This is a genomic window from Leeuwenhoekiella sp. ZYFB001 (assembly GCF_011784865.1).
Taxonomy (GTDB): domain Bacteria; phylum Bacteroidota; class Bacteroidia; order Flavobacteriales; family Flavobacteriaceae; genus Leeuwenhoekiella; species Leeuwenhoekiella palythoae.
Window position 1 is genome coordinate 1,314,666 of sequence record NZ_CP050460.1, and the last position, 17,479, is coordinate 1,332,144.

The 17,479-nt window shown below is 40.0% G+C and carries 17 protein-coding genes; 8 read left to right on the plus strand and 9 right to left on the minus strand.

What is annotated here, in order from left to right; translation table 11 throughout:
• Nucleotides 1-64: 64 nt before the first annotated feature.
• From HCN54_RS05770 to HCN54_RS05780, 3 genes are all read left to right on the plus strand, one after another.
• Nucleotides 65-1,186 carry a formylglycine-generating enzyme family protein gene (locus HCN54_RS05770; RefSeq protein WP_167596925.1) on the plus strand — a complete coding sequence of 374 codons (1,122 nt, stop codon included), beginning with the start codon at nucleotides 65-67 and terminating at the stop codon, nucleotides 1,184-1,186.
• A 92-nt stretch (nucleotides 1,187-1,278) separates the two neighbouring features.
• Entirely contained in the window at nucleotides 1,279-2,328 is a 1,050-nt protein-coding gene (locus tag HCN54_RS05775; protein ID WP_167596926.1) for a family 43 glycosylhydrolase, read from the plus strand.
• Nucleotides 2,329-2,421: 93 nt separating this feature from the next.
• Complete coding sequence (locus HCN54_RS05780; protein WP_167596927.1) at nucleotides 2,422-3,639, plus strand: multidrug effflux MFS transporter; 1,218 nt, start codon at nucleotides 2,422-2,424, stop codon at nucleotides 3,637-3,639.
• A gap of 49 nt (nucleotides 3,640-3,688) precedes the next feature.
• Here HCN54_RS05780 and HCN54_RS05785 read toward each other — a convergent pair whose 3' ends face one another.
• The 3 genes from HCN54_RS05785 to HCN54_RS05795 form a co-directional block, all read right to left on the minus strand.
• Nucleotides 3,689-6,211, minus strand: coding sequence for a M14 family zinc carboxypeptidase (locus HCN54_RS05785; RefSeq protein ID WP_167596928.1), 2,523 nt, complete (start codon nucleotides 6,209-6,211; stop codon nucleotides 3,689-3,691).
• Between the two features lie 195 nt (nucleotides 6,212-6,406).
• Entirely contained in the window at nucleotides 6,407-6,781 is a 375-nt protein-coding gene (locus HCN54_RS05790; protein ID WP_072982319.1) for a PUR family DNA/RNA-binding protein, read from the minus strand.
• Between the two features lie 67 nt (nucleotides 6,782-6,848).
• Nucleotides 6,849-8,606, minus strand: a complete 1,758-nt coding sequence (locus HCN54_RS05795; RefSeq protein WP_167596929.1) for an ABC transporter ATP-binding protein — start codon at nucleotides 8,604-8,606, stop codon at nucleotides 6,849-6,851.
• 235 nt (nucleotides 8,607-8,841) lie between these two features.
• Between HCN54_RS05795 and nusB the strand changes: the two genes are divergently transcribed.
• The 3 genes from nusB (at nucleotide 8,842) to yajC (ending at nucleotide 10,706) form a co-directional block, all read left to right on the plus strand.
• Nucleotides 8,842-9,789, plus strand: a complete 948-nt coding sequence (nusB, locus tag HCN54_RS05800) for a transcription antitermination factor NusB (RefSeq protein WP_072982315.1) — start codon at nucleotides 8,842-8,844, stop codon at nucleotides 9,787-9,789.
• A 148-nt stretch (nucleotides 9,790-9,937) separates the two neighbouring features.
• Nucleotides 9,938-10,402: a DUF1573 domain-containing protein gene (locus tag HCN54_RS05805; RefSeq protein ID WP_072982313.1), complete on the plus strand. Its 465-nt coding sequence runs from the start codon at nucleotides 9,938-9,940 to the stop codon at nucleotides 10,400-10,402.
• A gap of 10 nt (nucleotides 10,403-10,412) precedes the next feature.
• Complete coding sequence (gene yajC, locus HCN54_RS05810; protein WP_167596930.1) at nucleotides 10,413-10,706, plus strand: preprotein translocase subunit YajC; 294 nt, start codon at nucleotides 10,413-10,415, stop codon at nucleotides 10,704-10,706.
• A gap of 126 nt (nucleotides 10,707-10,832) precedes the next feature.
• On the opposite strand, the gene HCN54_RS05815 is transcribed toward yajC, so the two are convergent.
• The 5 genes from HCN54_RS05815 to HCN54_RS05835 form a co-directional block, all read right to left on the minus strand.
• Nucleotides 10,833-11,663, minus strand: coding sequence for a ferritin-like domain-containing protein (locus HCN54_RS05815; protein WP_167596931.1), 831 nt, complete (start codon nucleotides 11,661-11,663; stop codon nucleotides 10,833-10,835).
• A 26-nt stretch (nucleotides 11,664-11,689) separates the two neighbouring features.
• Nucleotides 11,690-12,418 carry a ferritin-like domain-containing protein gene (locus HCN54_RS05820; protein ID WP_167596932.1) on the minus strand — a complete coding sequence of 243 codons (729 nt, stop codon included), beginning with the start codon at nucleotides 12,416-12,418 and terminating at the stop codon, nucleotides 11,690-11,692.
• A gap of 320 nt (nucleotides 12,419-12,738) precedes the next feature.
• Nucleotides 12,739-13,353 (minus strand): M15 family metallopeptidase, encoded by a 615-nt coding sequence (locus tag HCN54_RS05825; protein ID WP_167596933.1) that lies wholly within the window; start codon nucleotides 13,351-13,353, stop codon nucleotides 12,739-12,741.
• 14 nt (nucleotides 13,354-13,367) lie between these two features.
• Entirely contained in the window at nucleotides 13,368-13,649 is a 282-nt protein-coding gene (locus HCN54_RS05830) for a DUF3817 domain-containing protein (protein WP_072982305.1), read from the minus strand.
• Entirely contained in the window at nucleotides 13,650-14,405 is a 756-nt protein-coding gene (locus HCN54_RS05835) for a YqaA family protein (RefSeq protein WP_410503580.1), read from the minus strand.
• Between HCN54_RS05835 and HCN54_RS05840 the strand changes: the two genes are divergently transcribed.
• Nucleotides 14,406-15,125 (plus strand): SDR family oxidoreductase, encoded by a 720-nt coding sequence (locus tag HCN54_RS05840; RefSeq protein ID WP_167596934.1) that lies wholly within the window; start codon nucleotides 14,406-14,408, stop codon nucleotides 15,123-15,125.
• 160 nt (nucleotides 15,126-15,285) lie between these two features.
• Here HCN54_RS05840 and HCN54_RS05845 read toward each other — a convergent pair whose 3' ends face one another.
• Nucleotides 15,286-15,666, minus strand: coding sequence for a hypothetical protein (locus HCN54_RS05845; RefSeq protein WP_167596935.1), 381 nt, complete (start codon nucleotides 15,664-15,666; stop codon nucleotides 15,286-15,288).
• A gap of 253 nt (nucleotides 15,667-15,919) precedes the next feature.
• Here HCN54_RS05845 and HCN54_RS05850 point away from each other — a divergent pair, with 253 nt between their 5' ends.
• On the plus strand, nucleotides 15,920-17,449 hold the full coding sequence (locus HCN54_RS05850; RefSeq protein WP_072982860.1) for a DEAD/DEAH box helicase: 1,530 nt from the start codon (nucleotides 15,920-15,922) through the stop codon (nucleotides 17,447-17,449).
• Nucleotides 17,450-17,479 lie beyond the last annotated feature (30 nt).

Genomic DNA, 17,479 nt, shown 5'->3' on the forward strand with positions numbered 1-17,479 from the left:
GTCTACCTGAATTGACCAATGAGCACACTTTACGAATGCTTAAAAACTCGTACTTTTGGTTACTATGAAAGACCTCAAAGTAAGAGCTTGTATTGCGATGACCATTGCAGTTCTCGTAGTATCCTGTAAAGAGCGGGCAAGCGATAAAATAAATGCCGCAACAACTTCAAAAGAAGTTACTCAGAAACCACATCAACTTCTCGTAGCCCAACCCGATAGTCTAAAAACTCCGGAAGGCATGGTTTGGGTTTCGGGAGTAGAATTTACTCAAGGAGCTGGTGCAGGAGATGCTTTGGCTCTGCCTCGTGAAAAGCCCGCTCATCCTGTGGCAGTAGATGGTTTTTTTATAGACCAAACCGAAGTCACCAATGCAAAATTTCAAAAATTTGTGGACGCAACCGGCTACGTTACCCTAGCAGAACGCCCGGTAGATTGGGAAGCGATGAAAAAGACCTTACCACCGGGAACGCCAAAACCGGCAGACAGCTTGCTTCAGCCGGGCTCGCTGATCTTTGACCGCAGCGTGCAACAGGTTACAGACCTAAACAATTATACCCAATGGTGGGAGTGGAAGATAGGAGCAAATTGGAAGCATCCGCAAGGACCGGAGAGTACTATTGAAGGAAAAGCAAATTATCCTGTGGTTCACATAAGTTATGAGGATGCTTTGGCGTATTGCAAATGGGCCAACAGGCGCCTGCCTACCGAAACCGAATGGGAAGCTGCGGCACACGGTAAACTGCCCGGCGGAATATATACTTGGGGAGATGATGCAAGCGCCTTACCAGAAAAAGCCAATACCTGGCAAGGAACTTTTCCTACTAGAAATTCAGATGAAGACGGGTATGCTTACGCGGCTCCGGTAGCTTCGTACGCTCCCAATTCTTTAGGCATTTATGATCTGTCTGGGAATGTTTGGGAGCTTACTCAAGATTGGTTTTCTACACGCTATTATCAAGAAGTAGCGGGAAGCAAAAGTATCAATCCGCAAGGTCCGGTGGAAAGCTACAACCCCGAAAATCCTTACCAACCCGAAAAAGTAATTAAAGGTGGTTCGTTTTTATGTGACGATTCCTATTGCGCCAGTTATCGTATCTCTGCGCGTATGGGCCAAGCCTTAGAGTCGTCTTCAGATCATTGCGGTTTTAGAACGGTAGCGGATGTACGGATGCTTCAAGCTGATTAAGATATACACAGCGGTGGCGTTTATTATTTAAGAAAATGATTTCGTATACTTGTAAGTTAAATGTAGAATTAACACTTTTAATTATACTTAATATGCGATCTATTTATACATTGTCCTTGACCCTTTTGCTGCTCATCGTGAGTTCTTGTAAAGAATCACAAGAAATGACCGAAGCAGAAACGCTTTCAGAAGAAAAAACTACTTGTACCGAAATGCTCTATAATAATCCCATAGTGGGGCAGCGTGCTGATCCTTGGGTTTACAAGGATAGCGATGGAACTTATTATTTTATAGCCACTGCACCCGAATATGATCGTATTGAGATCAGAAAAGCCAATACCATTAATGCTCTGGGTACCGCTGAACCGCAAGTGATCTGGACGAAGCACGAGACCGGTAAAATGGGACATCACATTTGGGCACCTGAATTACACAAAATAGATGGAAAATGGTATGTTTATTTTGCTGCGGGTGAAGCCGAAAATGTTTGGAACATCAGGATGTTTGCGCTTTCTACCAATGCTGCAGATCCTACACAAGGCAATTGGGTAGAAGAGGGGCAGATCGCTACGAAGCGGGATTCGTTCTCTCTTGATGCGACCACTTTTGAACATAAGGGAACCCGTTACTTGATCTGGGCCCAAAACGTACGAGAAGGTGAGAACACTTCGCTGGTAATGTCTGCGATGGAAAACCCAACGACCTTAACTGGTCCTGAAATTATTATCACCGATCCTGAATACGACTGGGAACGTATAGGCTATAAAGTAAATGAAGGTCCGGCAGTATTGAAGCGCAACGGAAAGATCTTTGTAACCTATTCAGCAAGTGCTACAGATGCTAATTATGCAGTGGGTTTGCTCTGGGCTGATGAAGATGCAGACCTTATGGATGAGGCCTCCTGGAATAAATCAGAAACTCCGGTTTTTACTACCAATGCAGACGCACGACGTTTTGGTCCCGGCCACAACTCGTTTACTAAAGCCGAAGATGATACTACCGATGTGATGATCTATCACGCCCGAGTTTATGAGCAAATACGCGGAAACTCGCTATACGATTTTAACCGTCACACCCGCGCAAGAGTCCTAAAATGGGATGAAAAAGGCTTCCCTGATTTTAGACAAGACCAGCGCGACTAACTTTTTTGATATAAATCAAGGCATTCCTATGCCTCGCAGGAGTTTGTTTCTCTTGCGAGGCTTAACTTTGCGCACTTATTTAATTTTAATTTTATGAGTGAAGTAAAGACAAGAAAATCCCCCGGCTTAATATTAATTCTTGGTTTACTTACGGCTTTAGGCCCTATCGCAACGGATATTTACTTACCGGCCTTTGAAGATATCGCGGTAAAGCTTAATACACACATCAGCACGATTTCTTATACGCTCTCGAGCTTTTTTATCGGGCTTTCTATCGGGCAACTCATCTACGGCCCGATGCTAGAACGTTTTGGCCGCAAAAAGCCCATATACATAGGTCTTGTTATTTATTTTCTCGCTTCTTTAGGTTGTGCATTATCTGCTGATATTTATATTTTAATCGGTTTGCGATTCTTTCAAGCAGTAGGTGCCTGCGCGGGAATGGTAGCTGCTCGTGCTCTTGTACGCGATCTTTTTGAAGATAAAGAAGTCGCTCAGGTATTTTCTCTGTTGATGGTCGTTGTGGCTGTATCGCCTATAATAGCACCAACTTTAGGCGGATTGATCACCATTCAGCTGGGATGGCGTTGGGTTTTTGCCAGCTTGAGTATTCTAACGCTCTTGGTTTTTATAGGTTCGTATTTTAAACTTCCGCACGGAAAACCTGCAAATCCACAACATTCTTTACGCTTGAAGCCGGTTTTGAAGAATTATAGAGAAGTACTACTTGATAAACAATTTGCTGTATATGCGATCTCGGGCTCTATTGCTTATGCAGGAATCTATTCTTATCTCAGCGGGTCGCCCCACATTTATTTAGAATTGTTTGCGGTCAGTAAAACTGAATATAGTATCATTTTTGCGATCATCGCTGCGGGTCTAATCGGTTCGAGTCAAATAAATAATCTGATCTTAAAGAAGAAGGAAACCGCGCAGGTGGTACCTTTGGCTCAAGTTTTTCAGTGCTTACTATCAGTGGCACTAGTTGCGATTAGCTATTTTGAAGTAGGTGGATTGTACTTAACCACTGTTTTGATCTTTCTGTATATGTGCTGTTTGGGCTTTATCTTTCCTAACGCATCGGCCTTATCGCTTGTGCGCTTGGGCCATACCGCCGGAAATGCTTCGGCGATGTTAGGAGCGATACAAATGGTAATGGGTGCTATCGGTTCGGCTTTAGTGAGTTATTTTCAAGCACGTACAGATCTTGCGATGTATTTGGTGATGTGTAGTGTGGCATTCTTAGCCTTCGCACTGCTGATTTCAGGAACCAAAAGTTTAAAGTCGGCTTACCATCTGGCGGAAAAATAAAAGCCCCGTTTTCACGAGGCTTTGTCTTTCAATTATTTCAGTAGAAGAATTACATCTGATTACTGAAGAAAATACCATTCATTAAAAGCTTAGAAGTCCCGTACCAGAAGGCTCTAAAGTTGGTGTTGTCTGTAAAGATCAGCACTTCACCACGTCCTGAAGATTGGTGTACAAAAGGGCGTGTGCCTTTGATGGCTTCGTAGTTGATGGGACTAATGTATCCCGCTGCAAGCGGCTCTTCGGTATATAAAATAGGGTTCTTATAACTAGTCTCGTCAGCTTCGATAAACAAGGTGGTGTCTCTAAACAAACTGATGGCTGCATTATCATACCCAAAAGCGATAGGGTGAGAGCGATCAAGCTTGGCGCTAAAGATCGCACCGCCAATCACCTGAGCACCATTAAAGTCACTGCGTTGCTCAAAAGTGACCTCTTTCGCCGGATTTTCGGTTTCTACTTCTCTAAAATCAACTAATCCCTGACGTTTGATCCAGCGCGCGGCATTTTTAAAGCCTATAAGCGTTCCGCCATTGCGCACCCAAGCAGCGATTTTATTTCCTGCCGACTCGTCTAAACCGCCACCCCAGCCGCTGGTAGGCATAATAAGCGTGGTGTATCGTGAAAGGTCTGTTCTGCTAAAATTACGGGTATCGAGTTTAGTAATGCTGATGTCAAAACGGGTGTCGAGCAGGTGCCAGATTTCGCCCGCATCATAGGATCTGATGCCATCGCCCACGAGCAACGCGATCTTTTGAGGCTTTAAAGCTTCAAATTTGCGACTTCCAAGATCGATACCTTCGGTCAAACCGGTTTTTACAGGATCAATACTTAAGTGTGAGGCTTTAGCGACATCATCTAAAAATGCCTGAAGGTCGGCTGCATTCAAACTTTGATTTTGAACAGGAATCATCACGCTTCCGTAGTCATAATCGATTCCACCAACGCTAAAGGGTTGTAAGGCCACTTTAGCACGGATCCCTTTATTCAAGATCTTATTAAGGGCTTTAGGCGCATAATAATTTCCCCACGGCAATATATATGCATACTCGCTGCGAGATAAGCTAAGCGGTGTTTGCAAGGCAACGCTGTCTATTTTTGTACCTGCAATACTCGCCGGAGCGCTGTCGCTAAAATCTAAGTTGAAGGCTAGAGGAAAACTCCAAGCCGAAATATCATAAAACAAGCTGTCTTCAAAAGTGGTACGTTTTTCAAACATTCCCTTTAATAACCGGCTGTGTTTTTGTGTTTTGGGAACCACATAACTACTCTCAGTATCAAAACTCAAGTCTTTAGTAGTATAGTTTTCTGAAGGTTTGTACACTGCAATTTTATGGCGCTGTAAAAGTTGTGCAAGATGAGCAGCCCGCGCCGGATCGTTTTTACTCCCGAAGATATAAGCGTCTTTTCCTGCTTCATTTCTGCTATTTACATAAAAGTCACGTTGATAATCCAGCATCTTTTTACGCATACCTTGTGCGGCGGCAATGGTAGAAAGAAAAGCGGTAAACTGATTGCGTATCGTAAACGGAAAAGTTAGGAGTCCGTTATCAGTTTCCTGAACGTGACCTCGCGAACTTGCTTGCTCAAAAAGAATTCCTACACTCCCGTTGATATCCGGAAAAGTAGAGCCTTTACCGTAGTAAAAGTCGTCATAATCCTCTTCTGTATAGTAAAATGAACCGATCTTATCAAAAGCGGCGGCGTGGTATTTACCAATTTCTGCAGTGAGCTCTTGATTGAGTTTTGGTGTCAAAGGATGCGTACGGCTTTGAATCCCCGGCTGAAAGAAAAACGAGGAGTTGCTTCCCATCTCGTGATGATCTGTCAAAATATTAGGGTACCACTCGTGAAAGGTTTTAATGCGCACTTGAGATTCCGGTAATTCTGCCGGAAGCCAGTCTCTATTAAGGTCAAACCAATAATGATTGGTACGACCGCCCGGCCAGATCTCGCTGTATTCGCGATCTTGAGGATCGGTGGTTAAGTTTTGGTTTTTATTGGTATTTGCCCAATATGAAAAACGCTGTAGCCCATCAGGATTAAAGGAAGGATCAAATAGAATAACCACATCTTGGAGCATTGCATCAATTTTAGCTCCTTGCGCCGCTGCCAGATAATAAACGGCAAGCAAACCGGCATTAGAACCGCTGGGCTCATTACCGTGAATACTCATACCCTGGTAGGTTACAATTGGCATCGTTTCGGTATCCAGATTGGCGGCGCCACTTTCGGTAAGGGCGTGATGTTCTTTTTTAATTTGTGCTAGATTGGCGTGATTTTCAGGAGAAGTGATCGTGAGCAGCAACAAAGGTCTGCCTTCATAGGTAGTGCCTCTGTTCTCAATAGTTATACGATCTGAAGCCGCTGCCATCGCGCGCATATAACTCGCTAAAGCGTCGTGGCTCACGTGCCATTCTCCCGGCACATAGCCTAAAATCTCCTGCGGTTTTGGGATCTCAGGATCGTAGGTAACATCATCAGGCAAGTAGTAATCCAGCGATGGGTGCATCACCTGCGCGGTGGACTGAAAAATTGTAAAAACTAAGAAAAGATGGAGTAGGAGTTGTTTCATAGAATAGTATATAACTTTTAGTATGGTTTTAAATATATCATTTTTTAAAAGAACTGCTTTTGATAACCACTGTACACAAGATTTAAATTAAGCGGATTTCTTCTCGCTACAAATCGTGTATTTTACGATATTCTTAAAATCAGGGTATAAAAAAAGCCGCAAACTATGCGGCTTTAAAATCTTGGGATTTGATTTTTAAATATCGTCAAAACTTACATCAGTAAAAGCTTTTGCCGATTTGCCTTCTAATACAGGCTCTTTATCTTCTTCTTTAACGTAATCACTCTGGTGACGCTCGCTGATGACTTCTTCTCCTTTTTCATCAAGAATGTAAGCAGTCATTTCATTTAAGATCTCAGAGAATCCTTCAAAATCTTCTTTATAAAGGTAGATTTTATGTTTTTTGTAGTGAAAGGAACCATCATCATTTGTGAACTTTTTACTCTCAGTAATGGTTAAGTAGTAATCTCCCGCACGTGTAGAACGTACATCAAAAAAGTAGGTGCGACGACCTGCTCTTAACACTTTCGAGAATATTTCATCATTCCCCTTCATTTCATTATTGCTCATAATCTATGTTTAGTTAATACGCTTTATACTTTCAAAAATGGAAAAAAATTAAATGGTGTACAAAATTTTATTCCATTTCTTTTTCGTCTAATTGTTTTCGGTAGAGTTCTTGATAATATCCCTCTTCTGCGATAAGATCTGCGTGGGTTCCGCGTTGAATGATCTCACCTTCTTCTAGAATGATAATTTTATCTGCATTTTTTGCGGAAGAAATACGGTGGCTTACTAAAATCGTGGTTTTGGTTGCAGCCACTTTTTTGAGATTGCTCAGGATTTCTTCTTCGGTTTCAGTATCAACTGCCGAAAGGCTATCGTCAAAAAGTAAGATCTGCGGATCTTTAATAATTGCTCTAGCAATTGAAACACGTTGCTTTTGACCGCCACTGAGCGTAATACCTCGTTCTCCTAAAATAGTATCATATCCTTTTGAAAAATCTACGATATTGTTGTGTACCACAGCATCTTTTGCAGCCTGAATCACTTGCGTATCAGTAGCATTGTTATTACCAAACTTGATGTTCTCTTTGATACTGTCGCTAAACAAAAAGGCTTCTTGCGGTACATAACCTATGCTGGTACGCAGGTCTTTAAGATTCAATTGATCAATAGGCGTGTCATCTACGGTGATCACTCCGCTTGTAGTGTCGTACAAGCGACCAATAAGCTCTAGAATAGTTGATTTTCCTGAACCGGTCTTACCGATGATCGCTAGCGTCTCGCCTTGATTTACTTCAAAAGAAACTTCTTTAAGAGCAGTTATGTTGGTATCCTCGTAGGTGAAAGTAACCTTATCAAACTTGATGCTTCCGTTTACCGGTGTGTGGGCTTCGGTTTTGTTTACGATTTCGGGCTTTTCTTTTAGGAATTCGTTGATGCGTTTCTGAGAAGCTTCGGCTTGTTGCACCAAAGAAGTGATCCAGCCCACAGAAGCTACCGGCCACGTCAACATATTGACGTAGATCAGAAACTCAACAATGACTCCCAGGTCAGGAATGCTTCCGTCTATATATTTTTTTCCACCTATATAAATAACCAGCAAGTTGCTGACCCCAATAAGAGCGATCATCAACGGAAAGAAGAAGGCTTGCACTTTGACAAGATCTAAGTTCTTTTCTTTGTTGGTTTCGCTGAGCTTTTCAAAATTCTCATAGGTTTGAGGCTCGATACCGTAAGCTTTGATCACACCGATACCGCTGAAAGATTCTTGCGTAAATGTACTTAAATGCGACAGGTATTGCTGTACGATGGTACTGCGTTTATGAATAAGTCGGCTCAATTGATAAATTGCCACAGAAAGAATAGGCAAGGGGATGAGCACGTATAACGTAAGTTCCGGGGCCGTATAAAACATATACGGAATCACGGTTGCAAAAAGAATGACAGTAGTTACGCCATACATAATAGCGGGACCTAAGTACATACGAACTTTGCTGACATCTTCACTAATACGGTTCATCAAATCTCCTGTACGATTCTTTTTGTAGAAGCTAAGCGACAGATTTTGGTATTGATCGTACACTTCGTTTTTGAGATCAGCTTCCATATAACGTGAAACCACGATAAACATCTGGCGCATCAAAAAGGTAAAAAAGGCCGAAAGCAGCGCCGCACCCAGAAGTAAAAACAGCGTCATCAGGAGTTGCTGCTTGAGTTCGCTTAAATCCCCACCATCACTAATGTAATTCTCCACATATTTGATCATATCGCCCGAAAACTTAGGCGTGAGAATGGCAAATATGCGTGCCACAAGTACGATGAAAAAGCCTAGAATAAGCTTCCATTTATACTTTTTAAAATACTTATTGAGATGCTGAAGTTCTTTCATAGTATGCAATTGGGACTGCGCTAAAAAGCTGAAAAGGAGATTAGCTTAGCGAAGCCGCGCAAAGATAAGCGATTCGGCTTGAATAGCACGGTTTAGATTTTTTATATAAAAGTCTAATTATGCTGTTAGAAAAATCATTTAAAATGTATTTTTGCATCGATTTTGTCCAAACGGGCAAACTGGCTGGTTAGCTTGAATAATACGAAACCCAAATAACCAAAAGTTCTTTTGAATTATGCTTAACAGAAGGCACATTCGCGTAAAAGTTATGCAGGCATTGTATGCGCTGCATCAATCAGAACAACCTGATCTACTAAAGGAAGAAAAGTTTTTAAACGCGAGTACTGCTCAAATGTATGAGCTGTATCTTACGATCGTAGATCTGCTTGTAGAGATACATGCACACGCTAAAGACATTCTGGAGCGCTCTCAGCAAAAAATGCTGGCCACAGAATCTGAGAAGAATCCTAATCTTAAATTTGTAAACAATCCGGTGCTGGTTAAGCTTTCGGAAAACGAATTACTGCAAAAAGAACTTAAAAAAGCTAAACTCAATAACTGGAGGTTAGATAATGAGTATGTTGTGTTGCTTTACAACGAACTCATCGCAAGTGATTTTTATGCGGAATATATGGCCTCTGAAACTAGCGATTTTAAAACAGATCGTGATTTTGTAATCGACTTTTTTACTGAATTTGTAGCGCCTAATGATAAGCTCTATGATTATTTGGAAGACTACCGTTTAACCTGGGTAGATGATCTTCCTGTGGTTAATACCACAATTGTAAAGCGTCTGGGTAAGATCAAGCCTAATTCTCCTGAAAGCACCATTTTGCCTAAACTGTATAAAGATGAAGAAGACCGTCAGTTCGCAAAAGATTTATTATTGCGTACTGCCCGTAATGACGAGGAGTACGAAGCTGAAATTTTAGGTAATACGCCAAACTGGGATCAGGACCGTATTGCGACACTTGATAAAATATTGATCAAGATGGCTTTGTGTGAATTTCTAAGATTCTCTTCGATCCCTGTGAAGGTTACTATCAATGAATATTTAGAATTGTCTAAAGAATACTCAACGCCTAAGAGTAGCATTTTTGTAAATGGTGTTCTGGATCGCTTGGTTAAAAAGTATAAAAAAGACAATAGGCTCAATAAAGCCGGTAGAGGTCTTATTGAATAAACTTGAATAAACGATTTATACAATATCTAGATCAACTATAATTAGGCTTGTTGGCATACGTACACTGCACCTATTTTCCTGATAAAGCCGGCATACTAGGGTATGGATTAAAATTGTATTTTTGGAACTCTAAAAAAGTAATAGAATTATGAAAAAAGTATTTTTAGCAGTAGGTCTTGTTGCTGCAGTAGCATTTACGTCTTGTAAAGACAATGCTTCAGACAAAGTAAAAGGAGAAAATGTAGAGATGGCTGCAACTCGTGATGCAGATGCTACTGTTTTCCCAACTATGGAATTTGAAGAGAGCGCTTATGACTTTGGTAATATCGCGCGCGGTACTGCTGTAGAGCACGTTTTTAAATTTAAAAATACCGGTAAAGCACCCTTAGTAATTGTAGATGCTACAAGTACTTGCGGTTGTACAGTACCTAGTTATCCTAAAGAGCCTATTCAGCCAGGAGAGACCGGAGAGCTTTTAGTAAAATATAATGGAAGTGGTCTTAACGCTGTAACTAAAATTGTTACTGTAAAATCAAACACTGAAAAAGGATCTGAAACCGTAAAAATTACCGCATTTGTACAATCGGCTGAAGGACCGGCTGTAAACGGATAAGCATTTATAAATGGAACAAATTACAAGTTTTTTACCTATTCTTTTGATGATCGCCGTGGTTTATCTTTTTATGATACGCCCGCAGATGAAACGTCAAAAGGAAGAGAAAAAATTCGCTGAAGAATTAAAAAGAGGAGATCGTGTCATTACCAAGAGCGGTCTTCACGGAAAAATTTTAGATTTAAATGATGCTACGGTGATCTTAGAATCAGGAGCCGGTAAGATGAAGTTTGAGCGTACTGCACTCTCTCTGGAACTTACCAAGAAACTGAACGAGCCCGCCAAGGTTGAAAAGAAAAAGTAATAGTTATACAATACTGTATACATAAAAAACCTGATGGAAACCCATCAGGTTTTTTTATGCGCTAAACTAAAAATCCCTTACCGTATGACCGGTAAGGGATTGGTATTTATAAAAAGAAACTAAGTCTTATGATTCTATAAATAAGCTTGCAATTGTAACCGCTTCGTCCCTCGTTAAGATTTCGTCATAGGCTTGTGTTGCAGCATCCATTGTGAATGGAGATCCAGAACCTAAGGTCGTTACATCTACACCGCCTTGTGAGATATTATCTTCACCGTTATATACAGCTTGTGTAGCTTCCGGCATACCGGCACCTCTTTGATTACCAGTGATCCATCCTTCAAGACCTCTTAACCTTCTGATCTCAGAAGCGTGACGTGCTTCAACAGAATGTATTTGTAAAGCTGCTGTTAATACGCCGGCGCTTCCCATTAGGTTTGCAGCCTGCCCTTTATAAGCACGTACTCCTGTATCTTCAAAGGCTTGCGCTAAGGCTAGTAATTGAGCATATGCAGTAGCTTGCCCGGCACCGTTTTCATTAAATGGGTCAAATGCACCACCAACAGTAAAATCAAAAGAAGGTTTAGCTACAGGATCTGCGCCTGCACCTTCAATAGCTGCTGTTAAAAAGTCTACGTGTTGCGATTCGTGCTTAGAGATCTGTTGATAAATTGCCTCTGCTTTAGCATTGCTAGAAAGTACCCCAGAGTCTAAAGCCATTGCATAAAATTCGTCTTCAAGATATTCTAAGGTAAGTGCTAAATTAAGTACACCAACAACATCACCAGAACTTTGTGCCATCGCTTTATTAGAAGCGGTAGCAAGCCCAAATGGAACTGCGGCAAGTGCTGCTTTTTTACCAATGCTTCCTAACTGGCCAAACATAGCCCGTCTCGAAGTCATAGGTTCTTGCATTTTATCTGTAGTAAATTCGTCTAGAAATTTTATTAAATTCATTGTAGTAAGTTTTTAATGGTTAGTAATTACGCTCCCGGATTGTTATAAGTAAACGGCGTTACGAAGAATCCGCCTGCTGCAGAAATAACTTCCTCAGGTGAAGCTGCTAAGTCTAGGCCGTTGCTATCGATGATATCGTCTCCGGCAAAAGCAGTATAATCTGCGCTTCCGTTTATAATAGAGCGAATTGCCGCCGCGTGGCGTGCTTCAACAGAAACAATTTTTCCTGCTAAGGTAAGATACACCGCAGTCTGAATGTATTGACCAGCACCATTGTATGCGCTTACTCCTGTATCTTCAAGAACTCTTGCAGTTCCTAAAACAGAGTCTCTATCGCCAAAATCTACACTGCTAAAATCAAATTCTAGATCAGCAGTCAATTGCTGCTCCGTAGGTACATTTGCACCAATTGCAGCTTTAAAGAACTCACGGTGATTTACCTCGTGATTATAAAGGTCTAATAAGATGGCTTTTTCGTCTGCTGAAGCGCTGGCATAAAATGAACCATTAACAACATTAGTATAAAATGCAGCCTCTAATTGTTCTAGAGCGTATGCGTAGTTTAAAACACCAACGTCACCAGTACCTAGGTCAAAGGTTCCGCCGCCCATCATATTGCCATTGTCATCATCATCGCTACAAGCAGCTAATAATAAACTAGAACCGGCTAATGCAAGACCGCTTACTTTTAAAAAGTTTCTGCGGTTTCTACCAACAGTTTGAGTTTTTACCTCAATCGATTTTTTCTTTTTCATAATTTGAGTTTCTTTGGTTATTAATACTTATTGAAACTTACGTGGAAAAAGAGAGTAGGGTTTTCCTAATGTATTTCTTTAACAAAGATTTGGGAGTAATGCTACCAAATAGTCTATGTTTTAAGAATAATTATGGATGTTGAATAAAGCTACGTAAACACTTCATTAAGAGAAAAATGTGAAGAATATGTTGGCTTATTAGAAGAATTAAAATTTATCAATGTAAAAATTGAAAATTTTAAAATAAAAAAACCGAATCATTGTAAAATCATTCGGTTTTTTTAATCTATGTGTTTTCAGCTTTTGGAGAAAGATCGTGATCAATCACATTCAAAGTCAAAATCTATGATCTCAAATCCATAATTCTTTTTGTAGTTAAAATGCCACCATTCTGTACGAATCGTTTGAAAGCCAAAACGCGTCATTCCTTCCTGTAACAATTTGCGATTGTCTAACACTTCTTGCGGCAAAGAGGTATTGTCTATATGTGCTTCCCTACCGAAGAAATCAAAATCGGTACCCATGTTAAGCGGTGTGCCATCTAATTTTTCAAGACTGAGGTCAACCGCGGCACCGCGATTATGTACGGAGCCCGAAGTATAAGGGTTGGCAACATATTGCGCGTTAGGATAGACCGCCCACATTTTCTTTTGAGCGCTAACGGGTCTATAGCAATCGTATAAAACAATGCGATATCCTTTTTCGCAGAAATAATGATTAGCTTCCTTGAGCGCGGCTGCTACTTCAGGTCTGAGATAGCACGAAGCACAATCGTAAAAAGCTTCTTTTAAAAAATTATTGTCTGTTGCGTAGCGTATGTCGTATGTAAAACCATCAGCGAGGGTATCAATTTTAATAAGAGGAACTTCAGCTTGCTGTGCAAATGCAAAACTTCCTAATAGAAAAAATACCGAAGCTAAATATGATTTTACCATAACAGAACTAGATTTTAAGCTTGATTTTTAAGATACTTACGTTCCATCCAGAAGGTGCCAAATGGGATTACAGAACAGATCAAAACAATAAATAGCGTTTTAAAGTTCCATTTTAATTCAAATTTGACAAGTATCGCCATAACGACATAGAGAAGAAACAAAATGCCGTGAGCCATACCAATAATCTGGTTAGGACCCGTTTGATCAAAAATATACTTCAAAGGCATTGTAACAAAAAGAATAAGAAGAAGAGAAACACCCTCTAGTATACTTAAAATCTGAAAAGCTTTAATCATTTAAACTAAATTAAAAATAGCTGCACCATAAATGGCAAAACGCACAAAACGCAGCAAACCAAATAAAAGGTAATTGATAAATGGGTATTTAATCATCCCCGCAGCCATACTGCTGATCGCAAAAGGAACAGGTAGCACAGCACCTACAATGATAAGAAATCCGCCCCATTTACGGGCATTTTTAAGATGCTTTGCCATCTTTACTTCTAAATAATCGTGTACTGCAGGAATACGCGTTGAAGCACGGCCCATAAAATAACTGATGATTCCGCCGGCATAAGATAATATCGCGATAAGTGACAAATAGAGAATAGGATCTGGCATTTTATCACTCCATGCAATAAAGATCTCCGGTGGAATCAGGCCTAAAATACTTTCTGAAATAAAAAATACGGTGAGTACCCAAAAAGGAGGGAAGGTATCGGTCATTTTGACCAGCAGCGCGTTGATATCGATAACAAAATAATGTATCGCTAATAAAGCAGCTACAAATATGATAACCGGCGTAAGTGCTTTTTTTAAACTTCCGCCTATAAAAGAATAGAATCCGGTAAATTTATAGTACTGGTGTAACAGACGGATTCTTGATTTTTTCTTTGTTTTGCTCTCTTGCGCCATTAATTTTTTTGCAAATATACCGCTTGAAAAACCTGTTGAAAAATTGTTTCTGCTAATATTTTTATAAATAGCCAGATTTAGCAAAATTTTAAAGAAAGCTGCGTGGGTGTTGGGCTGAATAAGCCTTATTTTTAACATATGGAGAAATTTAAAAACAAAGTCGCCCTCATTACCGGAGGGACCAAAGGAATAGGTAAAGGAGTTGCTGAAGCTCTTCTAGAATTAGGAATGAATGTAGCCATTACCAGTAGAACACTTACTGCTGCAGAAAAAGCAGCAGAAGAACTAAACAAAAGCGGAAAAGGTAAAGCGCTTGGTGTAAAAGCTGATGTGCGCTCGATGGAAAGTCAGGTGCAAGCAGTAGATGCTGTTTTAAAAGAATTTGGCCAAATTGATGTATTGGTCGCTAATGCCGGTTTAGGTCATTTTGCGAGTATTACTGATTTGACTGCAGATGAATGGCAAGAAACCATTGATACCAACTTGACCGGAGTTTTCTATAGTGTGAAAGCTTGTCTCAACGAACTCAAGCGTTCTAAGGGGTATATTTTTACCATATCTAGTCTGGCAGGAACGAATTTCTTTGCAAATGGCTCTGCTTATAACGCGAGTAAATTTGGTTTAACCGGCTTTACCCAAGCTATTATGCTAGACCTGCGTCAGGATGATGTTAAGGTGTCAACCATTATGCCGGGATCTGTGGCGACGCATTTTAACGGTAATGAACCTACTAAAGAAGATGCTTGGAAGATTCAAAGCGAAGATATCGGGGAGCTGGTTGTAGACTTATTGAAAATGAATCCGCGTACGTTGCCAAGTAAGATTGAAGTTCGCCCTTCAAAACCACCCAAAAAGTAAACGAGATTCTATAGCAATAGGTTTTAAGCGTGCAACTTTAGTAGGTGCGCAAATTCAACTGAGATAGATTCAATAAAAAATCGGGAGTGTTTTAAACACTCCCGATTTTTTTATTGGTACAGTCAAAGGGTTATGACTAAGATATAAGTTTTCAATACGATTAATGCTCTTCAGCATATTCTTGCATTGCTTCAACGTAGGCTCTTAGATCTAAACGATTGACCTTATTTTCTGGTTCAGCAAGCAAGTTTAAAAGATATAGCAAACTCTCTGCAGGACTTGAGGTCACTTCGGTTTCTTCAAACTCATCTTCATATCCTTCTACCGGCTCCTCGTCAGGAATCGCGATGTCAAAGGTTTGATATGCTTCGATATGTTCAAAAACAAGACGTATTGTTTTTGCTAATAACGGGCGCTTTTCTTCAACTGCATAGGGTCTAAGATTTTGTAAATCTTCGACAACAGTATTGGTAATAATACCATTTTGCTCAACGTCGCCTATGAGCTTGTTTATAAGTTTTATCGCTTTTGGATTCTTCAAAATGATGTTTTTTATGTTGCCACAAAGGTAACAGATTAGGTATTTTTTACTGAAAGACTTTGCTAATTTTTTTCAGTTTTAAGAGGGCATAATTGGTGTTTTTATGAGCCTTTTAAAATTAAGAGTAATACTAAGCGTATTTTTTTAAAACTTATAATCTAAATTATCAATCATGTAATTCTTAAATCAAACTTTCGATAAGCCCTTAAAATGCCTTATTTTTGCAAAATTGAACCTTAAACAAACTTCACTTTTGAGCGAAAAAGCATCAGCGCAAGATAACGGCAACGGAAAAGAACTGTATAACTATCAATTAAATGACCTTGATAAGATCTTTAATTGTATGGAGGAGGAGTCTGATGACTTCAATCTCCTGTACCAGCTGCCTACCGGTGGTGGAAAAACAGTGATCTTTTCTGAAATCGTACGTCGCTATATTAAAGAAAAACAGAAAAAAGTAGTCATTCTTACACATAGAATTGAGCTTTCTTCTCAAACTTCAAAAATGCTTAAAAGTTTTGATGTGCCTAATATGGTCATCAATAGTAAGGTAAAAACCCTTGAAGGCAACGAGGATTACATGTGTTATGTAGCGATGGTAGAAACGCTTAATAACCGTCTTCAAGATGAGCAAATTGATATCAACGATATTGGGCTTGTAATTATAGATGAGGCGCATTATAATTCGTTTAGAAAGCTATTTAGTTACTTTAAAGATGCTTTTATTCTTGGAGTGACAGCTACACCTTTAAGTTCTAACGTTAAGTTGCCGATGAAGGATAACTACCGTAAGCTTATTATAGGTGAAAGTATAGGCTCTCTTATTGAAAAAGGCTTTTTGGCTAAAGCCAATATGCATACGTATGATGTAGGTTTAAAAACGCTACAAGTAGGGATCAATGGGGATTACACGGTAAAGTCTTCAGAAATTCTTTATACCAATCACAGCATGCAAGAGAAGCTTCTTGCAGCGTATGAAGAACGCGCCAAGGGTACAAAAACGCTTATTTTTAATAACGGGATCAATACCTCACGCTACGTTTATGAAACCTTTAGAGAGGCGGGTTATGATGTAAAGCATTTAGACAATACGCACACCAATAAAGAACGAAAGGAAATTTTAAAATGGTTTAAAAATACTCCCGATGCTATTTTAACTTCGGTAAGTATTTTGACAACCGGTTTTGATGAACCTAGCGTTGAAACCATTATTCTCAATCGTGCGACACGTTCGTTGACACTTTATTTTCAGATGATCGGTCGTGGTTCGCGTGTTCTACCAGACAAGAAGACCTTTGAAGTTATTGATCTGGGGAACAATATGGCACGTTTCGGGTTATGGGATGCTCCAATGGATTGGAATGATATTTTCTTATACCCTGATTTCTATCTTGAAAATTTGGTGAGCGACGAGGAAATTGAGCGCAATTTTGAATACGTGATGCCACCTGAACTTCGTGCTCAGTTCAGTAATAGTGAGTCCATTGAATTTGATATCAAAAAGGAATACGAAGATGTTTTTGCCAAAGGTCTGAAATCAAAAGAAGCGCTTGAGCGTTCTATTGATCAGCATGCGCGTATTATTTTTGAGAATACTGAAGATGTTTTTGATGCACGTATTCTTGCCCGCGAACTTAAGGAAGAGATTCAATACCGTATTCGCTTGTATTCTTACTGCATTATGAAGAATACTAAAAATTACAAAGATTGGTTAGAAGAAGATTATATGCGTAAATTGAGACTCAAACTCAGTCAGATGTATGCTAATATTCCTGCTCAGTAAACTACCTCTGGGCAAGCTCACGAGGATTAT

Bases quoted from the DNA above. Each gene is read 5' to 3' on its own strand.
- HCN54_RS05835 (WP_410503580.1), bottom strand. From the start codon at position 14,405: ATGTTAAAAATAAGGCTTATTCAGCCCAACACCCACGCAGCTTTCTTT.
- HCN54_RS05780 (WP_167596927.1), top strand. From the start codon at position 2,422: ATGAGTGAAGTAAAGACAAGAAAATCCCCCGGCTTAATATTAATTCTT.
- HCN54_RS05785 (WP_167596928.1), bottom strand. From the start codon at position 6,211: ATGAAACAACTCCTACTCCATCTTTTCTTAGTTTTTACAATTTTTCAG.
- HCN54_RS05790 (WP_072982319.1), bottom strand. From the start codon at position 6,781: ATGAGCAATAATGAAATGAAGGGGAATGATGAAATATTCTCGAAAGTG.
- yajC (WP_167596930.1), top strand. From the start codon at position 10,413: ATGGAACAAATTACAAGTTTTTTACCTATTCTTTTGATGATCGCCGTG.
- HCN54_RS05830 (WP_072982305.1), bottom strand. From the start codon at position 13,649: ATGATTAAAGCTTTTCAGATTTTAAGTATACTAGAGGGTGTTTCTCTT.
- HCN54_RS05840 (WP_167596934.1), top strand. From the start codon at position 14,406: ATGGAGAAATTTAAAAACAAAGTCGCCCTCATTACCGGAGGGACCAAA.
- HCN54_RS05770 (WP_167596925.1), top strand. From the start codon at position 65: ATGAAAGACCTCAAAGTAAGAGCTTGTATTGCGATGACCATTGCAGTT.
- HCN54_RS05825 (WP_167596933.1), bottom strand. From the start codon at position 13,353: ATGGTAAAATCATATTTAGCTTCGGTATTTTTTCTATTAGGAAGTTTT.
- HCN54_RS05805 (WP_072982313.1), top strand. From the start codon at position 9,938: ATGAAAAAAGTATTTTTAGCAGTAGGTCTTGTTGCTGCAGTAGCATTT.
- HCN54_RS05795 (WP_167596929.1), bottom strand. From the start codon at position 8,606: ATGAAAGAACTTCAGCATCTCAATAAGTATTTTAAAAAGTATAAATGG.
- HCN54_RS05815 (WP_167596931.1), bottom strand. From the start codon at position 11,663: ATGAATTTAATAAAATTTCTAGACGAATTTACTACAGATAAAATGCAA.
- nusB (WP_072982315.1), top strand. From the start codon at position 8,842: ATGCTTAACAGAAGGCACATTCGCGTAAAAGTTATGCAGGCATTGTAT.
- HCN54_RS05820 (WP_167596932.1), bottom strand. From the start codon at position 12,418: ATGAAAAAGAAAAAATCGATTGAGGTAAAAACTCAAACTGTTGGTAGA.
- HCN54_RS05775 (WP_167596926.1), top strand. From the start codon at position 1,279: ATGCGATCTATTTATACATTGTCCTTGACCCTTTTGCTGCTCATCGTG.